Origin of the sequence: Mycobacterium sp., assembly GCF_035697385.1 — a bacterium.
Taxonomy (GTDB): domain Bacteria; phylum Actinomycetota; class Actinomycetes; order Mycobacteriales; family Mycobacteriaceae; genus Mycobacterium.
This window is the reverse complement of sequence record NZ_DASSCY010000270.1, coordinates 1-12,739: the sequence shown is the minus strand read 5'-3', so window position 1 is coordinate 12,739 and position 12,739 is coordinate 1. Positions and strand designations below refer to the sequence as shown.

Below are 12,739 nucleotides of genomic sequence, written 5' to 3'. Positions count from 1 at the left end.
TGATCACCCTGGCGTAGTCCTCGACCTCCGATGCGGCGGCGTTGACGATGGCCGCCACGGGCACCGGTGCCGCCTGGTCGCGCGGGATCCTCGCCCCGGAGAGCACCAGCAGGTTGGCGCCGTTGCGGCGCATCCGTGCGGCCAGATGGTCGAGCCGGAACAGGCTCTCCAGCCGCTCGGGGTCCTCCTCGTTGCGCTCGAGCCGGTCGATGAGCGAGAGCTGCTGGTCGACCAGCGATCGGCTGCGCCGCGACAACGTCTCGAACATGTCGCTCACCTGCAGCTGCAGCCGGGACTGCTCGCCGGCCAGGAAGACGGCCTGCTCATGCAGCTCGTCGACGGCGTGCGCGACCTGTCCGACCTCCTCGGAGGTGTGCACGGGGATCGGCTCGACGGGCCCGGGTTCCCCGCCTGCGCGCACCCGCTCGATCTCGCGAGACAAGTCCTCGTGGGCCACCTTGAGGGCGCTGTCGCGCAGCCTCCGGAGCGGGCGGACGAGCGAGCGCGCCACGAAGATGACCAGCAGCAGGACCAGCAGGATCGCGCCAACGACGATCGCCACGTCGCGGATCGCGGCCGTACGCGACGCGTTCGCCTCCTGCTCGACGGCGGCGGGGATCGCTGAAGTGGTGTCGGCGATCAGCTTGTCCGCGACCTGGCGCGTGGCCTGCTGCGAGGCTAACAACTCCGGATTGCCGACGACCGGGATCGCCGGGTTGGACATCAGCGACATCCGCTTGACCATTTCCGAGCGCAGCGTCGCCGCCTCGTTCGAGGCACCGCCGAGCAGCTTGCTCATGCCGTTGATGGTGGACGGCTCCGTACCGGCCAGCGTGATCATCGACGTGCGCACTTCCGGCTCAGGAAGGTCGACGCCGCGATTGACCAACATCTGTTGCATGGCCATCTGACCGCGGGCACCGACGGCGCGGGACAACGCTTCAGCCCGCAGTTGGACGCTCTGGTCGTCGCTGCGCACCGACCCGGTGATCGCGGTTTCCGACGTGAGCAGCAGCGGTGCATAGGTGGTGACGCGGGTACGCAGGTCGATCGCGTTGGACATGACCTTGTTGACCAGGTCCTGGCCGTAGTCCAGCAGCGTGTTGGTGGCCAATCGGACATCCGGTATGACGTCGGTGTCTTCGAGGCGCTGGCCGAGTTCGGATTTGCGGGTGTCGTACTGGCTGAGCGCCGACTGGGTGTCGCCGCCCTCGGTGCCCGCCACCATGGCGCCCTCGAGTGCGGCCATGTAGCTGACAATGGCCGGCACTAATTCGGCACGGTCGGCCGCTCGTCGTAGATCGGACGCCTCGTTCATGGCCGCGTATATCCGCAATCCACCGAAAGTTCCGGCCAGAACCAGTGGCACCAAGACGATCGCGAACACTTTCCAGCGAACAGGCCAATTCGTCAGCGACCATCGCGACGGGCGCTTGGCAGGTGTCGCTGTTTTGGTTTCGAAATCGACGAGCGTCCCGTCCGCCTGCTTAAGCTGGGTGAACGCGGTCATGCGCGGCCGCCCACGCTATCGGCCGCTTGACCGCATTTCAGTAATCGAGCGTCATTCATAAGGCTTCCTGCTGATTTCGCCCTCGCTCGGGCGGGCGTCTTAGGCCTGGCAATTGGTCGAGTATGCCAGCCATGCCGGGCCGTTTCCACAATTCTTACTGAACAGACAGAGTTCATAACCTTGGTGTTCGTTCGTTCTGCGCGAAGCGAGCAAATGCATCTGGCGTGCGACTGCATTACCGATGCGATCATCATCGAATGTTTCGGCTGATGTTCCACCAACCGCGCATCGCACCCAACACCGGCAATGCGATCCGGATGGTCGCCGCAACCGGATGCGAATTGCATCTCGTCGAACCGCTTGGATTCGACCTGTCCGAACCCAAACTCCGGCGCGCAGGCCTGGACTACCACGACCTGGCATCGGTCACCGTTCACTCCGACCTGACCGCCGCGTGGAGTGCGTTGACACCGGAGCGGGTGTACGCGTTCACCGCACACGCCACGACGTCGTTCGCCGATGTCGAGTACCGGCCCGGTGACGTGTTGATGTTCGGCCCCGAACCGACCGGGCTGGACGACGCGACGCTGGCCGACCCACACATCACCGCCAAAGTGCGCATTCCCATGCTGGCGGGGCGGCGGTCGCTGAACCTGTCCAACGCCGCGGCGGTCGCCGTCTACGAGGCGTGGCGGCAAAGCGGGTTCACGGGCGCGGTGTGAGCTATCTGCTCACCAGGTGTCCCAGTGCACGATCTGCTCGACGGGCAGGCGCTTCGCGGGCTTGAAGTCGGTGCCCTTGGTGTAGGCGATCGGGAACAGGCCGCCCTGGCTGTACTTCTCGAACGGGATGCCGAGCACCTCGGCGGCCTGCTTCTCGCCATCGCCGAGTAGGTGCAGCGTGGTGTACGCCGACCCCAGTCCGCGAGACCGCAACGCAAGCATGTAGCTCCACGCGGCTGGCAGCAGCGAACCCCAGAACGAGGCGCTGAGCTGTGGCGCCTCGTCGACCCGTCCCTCGAGGCACGGCACCAGCAGCCACGGCGCCTCGTGCATGTGCTCCGCGAGATACTCCGCGGACGAGACCACCCGGGCGCGCTGCTCACCGCGGCTGTCGCCCTCGGCGTACTGCGGCTCCTGCATCTGGCGATACATCGAAAAGCTGGCGCGATAGATGTCGCCAAGCGCCTTCTTCTTGTCGGCGTCCTCGACGAAAACCCACTGCCATCCCTGGGCGTTGGAGCCCGTCGGCGCCTGGATCGCCAGCTCGAGACATTCCAGCAGCACTTCGCGTGGGACCGGCTTCTCGAAATCCAACCGCTTGCGCACCGAGCGCGTGGTGGTCAGGACCTCGTCGACGGACAGATTCAGCGTCTTCTCGGCTGTCATCTCGCCGAGACTACATTCGCGACATGTCAATCGAATTCACGCAAGAGGTAACCAGTCGGCTCGAATCCGACCACTACGGCTGGCTGACGACAGTCGCGAAATCAGGGCAGCCAGTACCGCGGCTCGTGTGGTTCTACTTCGACGGCAAGGACATCTTCGTCTACACGATGGCGGACGCGGCGAAGGTTCGGCACGTCAAGGCCCATCCGCGGGTGAGCCTGAACCTGGACTCCGACGGCAACGGTGCCGGAATCATCGTCGTCGGCGGGCAGGCCGAGGTCGACGCGGTCGATGCCGACCCGCGCGAAGACGATGCGTATTGGGCCAAGTACAAGGCCGACGCCGAGCAGTTCGGGCTATCCGACGCGATGGGCAGTTACAACACCCGGCTGAAGATCACCGTCGACAAGGTCTGGACAACGCCGACCGAGGGCTGATACCGCCCGCTCGATGCCCGCGGAGCGGCGTCCAAGATCAGCTAATGCGACCCGCTAGGTTTGCGGTCGCACAATGCGGGCGCTAAGGCATTTGCCTTCGGATTCTGGGTGCGGGCCGTATGCGGCCCGGCTCGATTCTGCGTCCGCATGGAGTCAGTGGCATCCGGCTTCGCGGGCAGTTCCGGGACGCGGCCGGGCGCGAGCTCGAGGCCGTCGACGCTCGTGCCCGTGTCCGTCCACACCCCAAGAATCAAGATCAAAGGCGGCGGACTGCCGTTCGCGCGAATGCATACCGGACGGCTATCAGCAGATGACAACAATTGTTGTCGACGCCTCGACGTTCGGGGCAGCGACGTTGCTGTGTTTGCATATCCGGTTGCAATTACAGGCGGATTTTACTCCGTAGTAATATCCGATTCTGCCAATAATAGCTGATCTACCTGCATGATCACATGCTCAACCGGCGCTTCTCGCCAGCAAGAATGGCGCGTGCATTCGTTGCTGTTTTCGCAGAATTACGCAAAATTGATGATTGCCGCAACGTTCATTCGAGCGCGCCATGAAGGTTACTTAGCGGTAAGGAATGAGCGTGCAATGTCAGCTTTTCTGAATCCGCTCGCGAATTACTTTCACGTGCGTTAATTTGACTCCCATCACGTCGCCGAGGGGTCGACGATCCAGAGCTGAAGGGAGCGCCCGATGCGGCACCGAAGCGTTCGTGGAGTTCGCCGAATCGCGGTAGCAACCGTGATTGCCATGGTGCCGTTAGCCATCATGCTCATCGCGATGAGCGATTTGCTCCAGCAGAAACCCAGAACGGTCGCGCTGAGCTACAACCTGACGACAGCTATCAATGAATCGTCGACGACGGTCGGCATTGCGGACTCCGACTTGTATGGCATGTCGCAGGCCGACATCGTTGCGACCTTCGACCAGATGCAGTCGCTGGGGGTCAATACGGTCCGGGTGCTGGTCCCGTGGGGCGACATCTACAAGGTTCCGCCGGGCGACCTGTTGGAATTCTTCTTCCCGCCCGACTGGTCCAAGGTCGACTTCATCGTCAACGAGGCCGCGTCGCGCAATATGTCGGTGCTCGGGGTTCTGAACGCCACGCCGTATTGGGGTGGGCAGGACGGTAGCGGCTGCCTGGGTTGCTACGGGGTGGCGCCGGACCCGCAGAAGTTCGCCGCATTCGCGGCACTCGCAGCGCAGCGTTTCGGCGACAAGGTGTCGGCATACGAGGTGTGGAATGAGCCGAACTACGTCGCATCCTGGGGACCCGAGATCGATCCCGTGGCATACACGGAGTTGTTGAAGCAGGCCTACACGGCGATCAAAGGGGCGAACCCGGACGCGACGGTCGTCGCCGGCGTGCTCGGCACGGTAACCACCTTCGGCGGTATCACATTGGACGCCAGGGACTTCGTGGAGACGATGTACGCGAACGGCGCGCAGGGCTTCTTCGACGCACTGTCGATCCACCCCTACCAGTACACGACGAAGTTCTCGGAAGGCGAACACACCTGGTATGAGCCGTGGAAGGCCAATTCGCCGTTGGAACAGATGATCGCCATCCGGCAGTTGATGATCGACAACGGCGACGAGGCCCTGCGAATCTGGGCGACGGAGTACGGGTTACCCACCGGAGGCCCCAACGCCGTCACCCCCGAGCAGCAGGCCCAGTTCATCGAGGACTTCCTGAATGCGTGGTCCGAACTCGATTACGCAGGACCGTCATTCATCTACACCACGCGTGACCGCCTCGAGGGCGTCGTTACCGAAGACGGATCGTTTGGTCTCTTCTACTTCGACCTGACCACGTTGCAGTGGACCGCGAAGTCGGCCGCCGAGGTCATCAAAGACTTCATCGAAGCGCACCCGCCAGGGAGTCTGCCGCCCGGCCCGTCGGGTCCGCCGGATCTTGGAGCCCAGATCGCGCAGGCCTTGCAGCAATTCTTCAACCAGATGCAGGCCGCTTTCCAGGGCTTCGTCGATTCCATGAATGCGTTTGTCGCTGCCGTATCCCAGGCGATAGCCAACATCTTCAACCCGGGCGGTGTGGCAGCGGTGTCGCTCGCTCCGGAGATACAGGAGGAGGTGGCTGAAGGAACCACCATGGCCGCGAAGGCCGTAGCAGAAGATACTGCCGTGGGCGACACCGAAACATCGGAATCTGACGCCACCGAAGCCGAAGATGCTGCGGCAGAGACAGTTTCGGTTGACCAGACCACGGAGGCTACGGAAGCCACCCAGGCGCCAGAGGCGACGGAGACCGAGGTTGACGAAACCGAGGCGTCAACGGAGGCCGTCGGGGATGACGACGCCACGGAGGACGAGTCCACCGAGACGGAAGCCGTGGAGACCGACACTTCAGAGACGGTCGCCGAGTCGGACACCGACAGTGCTTCCGCCGGCGGGGTCACAGAGACGGATTCGCGGGAGCCGGTGCGGACCGGCCTCGTCGCCCGCCCAGGGGAAGTCGGCGACGACGACACGGACGACGCTGGCGATGTCTCCGACGATGCGACCAACGAAGCCGGTTCAGAGGGGGAATCGGATTCGGGTGAGTCCGGGGCGGCCGCTTAGCGGAAGTCCCTGCTGCGGGAGTTGACCGACATGGTGAGCTTGCCAATTCGGTCGGCGACCACGGTGACGGCGCCGGTGGCGTTCTGTACCTGACCGCGGATCAGGAGCGCCGGCGCCGTCTGGGCAAGTCTGCGGTGCCGCGCCCAAACCCCCGGCGAGCACAGGATATTCACCATCCCGGTCTCGTCCTCGAGGTTGATGAAGGTGACGCCCTGCGCGGTCGCGGGGCGCTGCCGATGCGTCACCGCGCCGGCAACCAGGACCCGTGTACCGTCGGGCACCTCCAACAGTTTGTCTGCCGCAACCACTCCAAGAGCATCGAGGTCATCCCGCAGGAACTGGGTGGGATAGCTGTCGGGCGAAATGCCCGTCGCCCACACGTCGGCGGCAGCCAGCTCGAGTTCGGTCATGCCGGGCAGCGACGGGATGTGCGACGACGACCCCACGCCCGGCAGCCGGTCAGGGCGCTGGGTGGCGGCCGCGCCTGCGGCCCACAGCCCTTCGCGGCGGGTGATCCCGAAGCAGCCCAGCGCCCCTGCGGTCGCGAGCGCCTCGGTCTGCGGCACGGACAGCTGCAGCCGCCCGGTCAGATCCAAGAGAGTCGTGAACGGCCCGTTGGCCTTTCGTTCGTCAACAATCTGCTCGGCCAGCTCGTCGCCGATGTGACGAACACTGCCAAGGCCGAGTCGCACCCCCATGCCCTGGTTCTCCAAAGTGGCGTGCGCCAGGCTGGCGTTGACGTCGGGCCCGTGCACGATAACCCCGTGCCTGCGGGCGTCGGCCACCAGTGACTGCGGTGAGTAGAAGCCCATCGGTTGCGCGCGCAACAGCGCAGCGCAGAACGCCGCTGGATGGTGCAGCTTGAACCATGACGAATAGAACACCAGCGACGCGAACGACAGCGAATGACTTTCCGGAAAGCCGAAATTGGCGAACGCCTCAAGCTTCTCGTAGATGCGGTCGGCTACCTCGCCAGTGATGCCGTGACGTTCCTGCATGCCCTCGTAGAACCTGCCCCGCAGCCGTCGCATCCGCTCGGTCGAGCGTTTGGATCCCATCGCCCGGCGCAGCTGATCGGCCTCGGCGGCGGTAAAGCCCGCGCAGTCAACGGCCAGCTGCATGAGTTGCTCTTGAAACAGCGGTATGCCCAATGTCTTTCGCAACGCCGGCTCCATCGACGGGTGGTCGTAGGTGATCGGCTCGTCACCGTTGCGCCGCCGGATGTACGGGTGCACCGACCCGCCCTGGATCGGACCCGGCCGGATCAACGCGACCTCGACCACCAGGTCGTAGAACACCCGCGGCTTCAGTCGCGGCAGCGTGGCCATCTGCGCTCGTGACTCCACCTGGAACACACCGACGGAATCGGCGCGCTGCAGCATTTCGTACACCGCGGGCTCGCTCAGGTCCAGCTTGGCAAGGTCCACCTGGATGCCCTTGTGCTCGGCAACCAGGTCGATGACGTAATGCAGCGCAGAGAGCATGCCAAGTCCGAGCAGGTCGAACTTCACCAAACCTATTGCCGCGCAGTCGTCTTTGTCCCATTGCAGCACGCTGCGGTTCTCCATCCGCGCCCACTCCACCGGGCACACGTCGGCGATGGGGCGGTCGCAGATCACCATGCCGCCGGAATGGATGCCCATGTGCCGGGGCAGGTTGGAGATCTGCATCGCCAGGTCGATCACCTGTTCAGGAATGTCTTCGGTGTGAGGTGATTCGGCCAAGTTCCCCCACTGGCCGATCTGCTTGCTCCACGCGTCCTGCTGCCCCTGGGAAAATCCCAGTGCGCGGGCCATGTCGCGCACCGCGCTGCGGCCGCGGTAGGTGATGACATTGGCAACCTGGGCGGCGTAGTCACGGCCGTAGCGTTCGTAAACGTATTGAATCGCCTTCTCACGCAGGTCCGATTCGATGTCGATGTCGATGTCCGGCGGGCCGTCGCGCGCCGGGGACAGGAACCGCTCGAACAGCAGCTCGTTGGCGATCGGGTCGACGTTGGTGACGCCGAGCGCGTAGCAGACCGCCGAGTTGGCTGCCGATCCCCTGCCCTGGGCAAGGATGCTGTTCTCGCGGCAGAACCGGGTGATGTCATGCACCACCAGGAAGTAGCCCGGGAAGGTCAGCTGCTCAATGATTTTCAGCTCGTGCTCGATCTGCGCGTAGGCCCGCGCCGCCCGCTCCGGCGGACCGTACCGGTGGTGGGCGCCGTCCATCACCAGATGCCGCAGCCAGCTGTCCTCGGTGTGTCCGTCCGGCACGTCGAATGGCGGCAACTGCGGGGCGATCAGGGACAGCCTGAACGCGCACTGCTCGCCGAGGTCGGCGGCGGCGGTCACCACCTCGGGGTGATGAGCGAACAGCCGCGCCATCTCGTCTCCGGAGCGCAGGTGCGAACCTCCCAGCGGGGCAAGGTAACCGGCCGCCTCGTCGATCGAGTTCCGCGCCCGGATCGCTCCCATCGCCATGGCCAGCCGGCCCCGTGACGGCTCGGCGAAGTGGGCGGCGGTGGTGGCGACGATGCCGAGCCCGAACCGCGGAGCCAACTCGGCCAGCGCGGCATTGCGCTCGTCGTCGAGCGGATGCCCATGGTGGGTCAGCTCGATGCTGACTCGATCCCTGCCGAACCGATCGACCAGATCGGCAAGTGCGTGAGCGGCCGCCTCAGGGCCGCCTCGGGAAAGCGCGTGGCGCACATGGCCTTTGCGACAGCCGGTCAGGATATGCCAATGCCCGCCTGCCGCTTCGGTCAGCGCGTCGAAGTCGTAACGCGGCTTGCCCTTTTCACCGCCGGCAAGGTGTGCCGACGCCAGTTGCCGCGACAGCCGTCGATACCCTTCCGGCCCGCGGGCAAGCACCAGCAGGTGCGGTCCTGGCGGATCGGGATCCTCGGTGCGGGCGACGTTGCCAAGCGACAGTTCGGCGCCGAAGACGGTCTGCACGTTGAGTTCCTTGGCCGCTTCGGCGAAGCGCACCACCCCGTAAAGCCCGTCGTGATCGGTCAGCGCGATGGCGCGCAGGTCGAGCCGGGCGGCCTCCTCGACCAGTTCCTCCGGCGTGCTGGCACCGTCGAGAAAGCTGTAGGCGGAATGCGCGTGCAGCTCGGCGTACGGGACCGACGAGGACGGCCGCTGCACATCCAGCGGCTCGAAGCTTCCGCGCTTGCGTGACCAGGCGGGGCTGTCGCCGCCATCGCCCACCTGCTCATCAATAGGCCAGCCCGCACGGCGCGGCTTGCCCGTAAGCACCCGCTCCATCTCCGTCCAGCTCGGAGGCCCGTTATGCCAGCCCACTCCCAGAGTGTATCGAACTAATGTTCGATCGTCTCTCGGCCGACGTCAGGTTCTGCCAAGCTGGTGGCGTGGCCGAACGCAACGTCCGTGGCAGCGCGCTCGCAGCGTGCGGCGACGATCCGATCACCGGCTTCTACCGCGACTCCTATTGCCGGGTCGGGCCCGAGGACATCGGCGTGCACGGCGTGTGTGCCGTGATGACCCGAGAGTTCCTCGAACACCAGGTTTCGACCGGCAACGACCTGGTCACACCCCGGCCGGAGTGGGATTTCCCCGGACTGCATCCCGGCGATCGGTGGTGCGTGGTGGCGGCCCGGTGGCTGCAGGCTTTCCATGACGGGGCCGCCGCGCCGGTTGTCCTCGAGGCGACCAGCGAGAGCGTGCTCGAGCTCATCCCGCTGGAACTACTCGAGCAGCACGCCGTCGACGTTCCGCCTGACGCACGCATGCTCTGACTCGGCCGTCGCGAATTACGGAAGGTCCGCTTCGCTGAGTTGATCCCTTGGCACGACCATCATCGGGACCTCGAGCACGCGCAGCATCTTGGCGGCGGTCGAGCCGAGGAACAGTCGCTTGGGCACGCTCAGCCGGCTTGATCCGACCATGATCACGTCACCGTCATGCCATTCGAGTTTGCCGACCGCCTCCTCGACAGAGCCGCCGTCGACAATCGTCGACGTCACCGGAAAACCTTCCGGGAGTGAACTTTTCGCCGTTTCCAGCGTTTGCCGGGCATGCGCATGTGCACGTTCCCGAACCGCCGCTTCGTCACCGCGAAGCGCACCGAATGTCGGATCCAGTGCCACCAGAGACACCAGTCGAAGGGGCGTGCCCGCCGCCTTGCTGAACCGTACGGCGGTGTCCAGCAACAGATCTGCGCCCTGGCGCTCCCCGACGGCGCAGGTTATCTCACGGACGCGCTCGATCGCCGAATTCCTGGCGCCGCGCGGCGCGACTGCGACGGGCACCGGCGCCGAGTGCAGCAGCTCGTTGACCACCGACCCGAGCGAGTAGCTTCCGGCAAGTCCGCCGCCCGATCCGCCAACCACGATGGCGTCGGCCTCCAGCCGCGCGGTTTCTCGAATCAGGCCGTCGGCAAAGGAGTCGTCGAAACTGACGTGTCCTCGCACAACAACGTCCTCAGGTACCGACGCCTGCGCTTCGGCCAGCCATTTCTCGGCCTGCTCGGCGAGGAGTTCGTCATAGTCTCCTGCCGGCGCGAGCGCGGGCCGGTCGGGCGGCAGGACGATGCACGCGTCCACCTCCGCACCGACGGTTCGGGCAATCCGAACGGCCAACGCCAGTGCGTCCGCGCCGCCGGATGTGGCCAGGTAACCAACGATCAACTTCATGCCGTACCACCGCCCATTTCACACCGCGTTGTGCGGACGTTCCTGCCAGCATCCTTTCAATCCGAGGCGGCGGCCATCGGCGGTTCGAAGCTATTGGTCGGCGAGGCGCCGTAGATACGTCGCGAATCTGGCCGCGTCCTTGGCCGGCCACCCGGCGGTCAGCTCCGCGAAGACGCCGTCCTGATAGTCATGCGCAGCGGCCAAGACCTCGAGACCGTCCTGAGTCAGGGTGAGTGTTGCCCGACGGGCGTCGTCTGGCGCCGCTTCGCGGACGAGACGCCCGTGACGGCTGGCTTCGGCGATCGGATCACTCGTCTTCACGGCGTCACCCAGTTGCCGAGACCTCCACTCGCAAGACCTCTCGATAACTACAGACTCGAGTCCATCAGCAACTGCGACGTGAAGAGCGGCACCAATACTGGCTCAGCCGCGATCACTTTTTCAGGTCCTAGTAGCTAGTCGCGGTATTCCGCGGCGCCGTCCTCGAGGACCAGTCGCGCATTCGACCCGTCGGGGTTGGATGCCTCGGTGCGAAACACCGCGCGGCCGGAGTCAGTACGCCAGATCGACGTTGTCAACGTCTCGCCGGGGAAGACGGGCGAGGTGAACCGCGCCGCGATCGCGCTGACCTTCGTCGCATCGCCGCCACCGAGTTCGGCGACCAGCGCACGGCCCGCGACGCCATACGTGCAGAGCCCGTGCAGGATTGGCTTGGGGAAGCCGGCCAGCTCCCGCGCGAACCATGGGTCGCTGTGCAACGGGTTACGGTCGCCGGAGAGCCGGTAGATCAGCGCCTGATCCTCGCGGGTCGGCAGTGCCACTCTGGCATCCGGTTCGCGGTCGGGAATCTGCGGTGCCACCGGCCGTTGTCCCGGCTGCCCGCCGAAGCCGCCCTCGCCTCGGATCACCGCCGTCGTCAGTGTCTCCGCGATCACCGTGCCCGTATCCGGGTCTGTGCCCGTCGACTTGAGCATGACGATCGCGTTCTTGCCCTCGCCCTTGTCCTGGATGTCGGCGACCTCGGCGACGACGCTCAGCTTGCCGGCAGGCGGCAGGGGTGAGAACAGCCGGATCTCTTGGGATCCGTGCAACAGCATGGCGAAGTTGAAGGTGCCGATCTTGGCCGCTGCCGCGAACGGCAGGCAGGCGATGACGGCGTAGGTCGGCAATACCTGCTGTTCGATTTCGTGGCTGTTCTCGGTGGTGAACGCCAGATCGTCGGTGCCCGCACCCACGCCCAGCGCGTAGAGCAGCGTGTCGCGGTCCGTCCACTTGAAGAGCTGCGGGTCTATTTTCGCGCCTATGGCGTTGGGATCGATCGGCATAGTCGGACCATATCGGCCACGTCACGGTTAGTTGACCTTTACCCCGCAAGGGGTGACCATGGCTCGCATGCGCTATGTCGTTACCGGCGGTACCGGGTTTATTGGCAGCCGTGTCGTGTCCCAGCTGCTGGCCCGCAACGACGCCGCCGAGGTGTGGGTGCTGGTGCGTCGAGCGTCGCTGGCGAGATTCGAGCACCTGGCCCTCGAGTGGGGTGAGCGAGCGAAACCGCTGGTCGGCGACCTCACCGAGACCGACCTCGGGCTCAGCGACGCCGCCGTCGCGCAACTGGGCACCGTCGACCATGTCGTGCACTGCGCCGCGATCTACGACATCACCGCCCCCGAAGCGCAGCAGCGCGCCGCGAACGTCGAGGGCACCCGTGCGGTGGTCGATCTGGCGCTTCGGCTCGACGCGACACTGCACCATGTGTCGTCGATCGCCGTCGCAGGCACCTACCGCGGCGAGTACACCGAGGATGACTTCGACGTCGCCCAAGACCTGCCGACGCCGTATCACCAGACGAAGTTCGAAGCCGAATTACTTGTGCGCTCGGCCCAAGGATTGCGGTACCGGGTCTACCGGCCCGCGGTGGTGGTCGGCGATTCCCGCACCGGTGAGATGGACAAGGTCGACGGGCCCTATTACTTCTTCGGGGTGCTGGCCAAGCTGGCTCGACTGCCGAGGTTCACGCCGATGGTGCTGCCCGACATCGGTCGCACCAACATCGTTCCTGTCGACTTTGTGGTCGACGCGCTAGTCGCTCTCATGCACACCGATGGTCGCGACGGGCAGACCTTCCACCTCACCGCGCCGAAAACCATTGGCCTGCGCGGCATTTACCGCGCAATCG

11 protein-coding genes are annotated in these 12,739 nt (G+C 65.1%); 5 read left to right on the top strand and 6 right to left on the bottom strand.

Features of this window, described 5'->3' with window-relative positions:
- Positions 1–1,510: HAMP domain-containing protein (locus tag VFH65_RS22960; protein WP_353324526.1), on the bottom strand; the 1,510-nt coding region annotated here is incomplete at its 3' end.
- 257 nt (positions 1,511–1,767) lie between these two features.
- Between VFH65_RS22960 and VFH65_RS22955 the strand changes: the two genes are divergently transcribed.
- Entirely contained in the window at positions 1,768–2,232 is a 465-nt protein-coding gene (locus VFH65_RS22955) for a tRNA (cytidine(34)-2'-O)-methyltransferase (protein WP_353324525.1), read from the top strand.
- A gap of 9 nt (positions 2,233–2,241) precedes the next feature.
- On the opposite strand, the gene VFH65_RS22950 is transcribed toward VFH65_RS22955, so the two are convergent.
- The gene (locus VFH65_RS22950) at positions 2,242–2,898 is read right to left on the bottom strand and encodes a nitroreductase family protein (protein ID WP_353324523.1); all 657 of its coding nucleotides are present in this window, start codon (positions 2,896–2,898) and stop codon (positions 2,242–2,244) included.
- A gap of 23 nt (positions 2,899–2,921) precedes the next feature.
- Between VFH65_RS22950 and VFH65_RS22945 the strand changes: the two genes are divergently transcribed.
- Together VFH65_RS22945 and VFH65_RS22940 are read left to right on the top strand one after the other, a co-directional pair.
- Positions 2,922–3,335 carry a TIGR03667 family PPOX class F420-dependent oxidoreductase gene (locus VFH65_RS22945; protein ID WP_353324521.1) on the top strand — a complete coding sequence of 138 codons (414 nt, stop codon included), beginning with the start codon at positions 2,922–2,924 and terminating at the stop codon, positions 3,333–3,335.
- A gap of 786 nt (positions 3,336–4,121) precedes the next feature.
- Complete coding sequence (locus tag VFH65_RS22940) at positions 4,122–5,921, top strand: cellulase family glycosylhydrolase (protein ID WP_353324519.1); 1,800 nt, start codon at positions 4,122–4,124, stop codon at positions 5,919–5,921.
- On the opposite strand, the gene VFH65_RS22935 is transcribed toward VFH65_RS22940, so the two are convergent.
- Positions 5,918–9,211, bottom strand: a complete 3,294-nt coding sequence (locus VFH65_RS22935; protein ID WP_353324517.1) for an error-prone DNA polymerase — start codon at positions 9,209–9,211, stop codon at positions 5,918–5,920. The genes VFH65_RS22940 and VFH65_RS22935 overlap by 4 nt on opposite strands.
- Positions 9,212–9,279: 68 nt before the next feature.
- On the opposite strand from VFH65_RS22935, the gene VFH65_RS22930 reads away from it, so the two are divergent.
- A complete protein-coding gene (locus VFH65_RS22930; protein WP_353324515.1) occupies positions 9,280–9,666 on the top strand; it encodes a DUF2237 family protein in 387 nt (128 codons plus the stop codon).
- Positions 9,667–9,681: 15 nt separating this feature from the next.
- Here VFH65_RS22930 and VFH65_RS22925 read toward each other — a convergent pair whose 3' ends face one another.
- The 3 genes from VFH65_RS22925 to VFH65_RS22915 all read right to left on the bottom strand — a co-directional run bounded on the left by VFH65_RS22925 (position 9,682) and on the right by VFH65_RS22915 (position 11,888).
- Positions 9,682–10,563: a universal stress protein gene (locus tag VFH65_RS22925; RefSeq protein ID WP_353324513.1), complete on the bottom strand. Its 882-nt coding sequence runs from the start codon at positions 10,561–10,563 to the stop codon at positions 9,682–9,684.
- A 90-nt stretch (positions 10,564–10,653) separates the two neighbouring features.
- Positions 10,654–10,884, bottom strand: a complete 231-nt coding sequence (locus VFH65_RS22920) for a MarR family winged helix-turn-helix transcriptional regulator (RefSeq protein WP_353324512.1) — start codon at positions 10,882–10,884, stop codon at positions 10,654–10,656.
- A gap of 134 nt (positions 10,885–11,018) precedes the next feature.
- The gene (locus VFH65_RS22915; RefSeq protein ID WP_353324510.1) at positions 11,019–11,888 is read right to left on the bottom strand and encodes a MaoC/PaaZ C-terminal domain-containing protein; all 870 of its coding nucleotides are present in this window, start codon (positions 11,886–11,888) and stop codon (positions 11,019–11,021) included.
- A 67-nt stretch (positions 11,889–11,955) separates the two neighbouring features.
- Between VFH65_RS22915 and VFH65_RS22910 the strand changes: the two genes are divergently transcribed.
- Positions 11,956–12,739: SDR family oxidoreductase (locus VFH65_RS22910; RefSeq protein WP_353324528.1), on the top strand; the 784-nt coding region annotated here is incomplete at its 3' end.

Excerpts from the sequence above, each read along its gene's own strand:
- VFH65_RS22955 (WP_353324525.1), top strand. The coding sequence starts at position 1,768 with ATGTTTCGGCTGATGTTCCACCAACCGCGCATCGCACCCAACACCGGC.
- VFH65_RS22950 (WP_353324523.1), bottom strand. The coding sequence starts at position 2,898 with ATGACAGCCGAGAAGACGCTGAATCTGTCCGTCGACGAGGTCCTGACC.
- VFH65_RS22945 (WP_353324521.1), top strand. The coding sequence starts at position 2,922 with ATGTCAATCGAATTCACGCAAGAGGTAACCAGTCGGCTCGAATCCGAC.
- VFH65_RS22940 (WP_353324519.1), top strand. The coding sequence starts at position 4,122 with ATGAGCGATTTGCTCCAGCAGAAACCCAGAACGGTCGCGCTGAGCTAC.
- VFH65_RS22925 (WP_353324513.1), bottom strand. The coding sequence starts at position 10,563 with ATGAAGTTGATCGTTGGTTACCTGGCCACATCCGGCGGCGCGGACGCA.
- VFH65_RS22915 (WP_353324510.1), bottom strand. The coding sequence starts at position 11,888 with ATGCCGATCGATCCCAACGCCATAGGCGCGAAAATAGACCCGCAGCTC.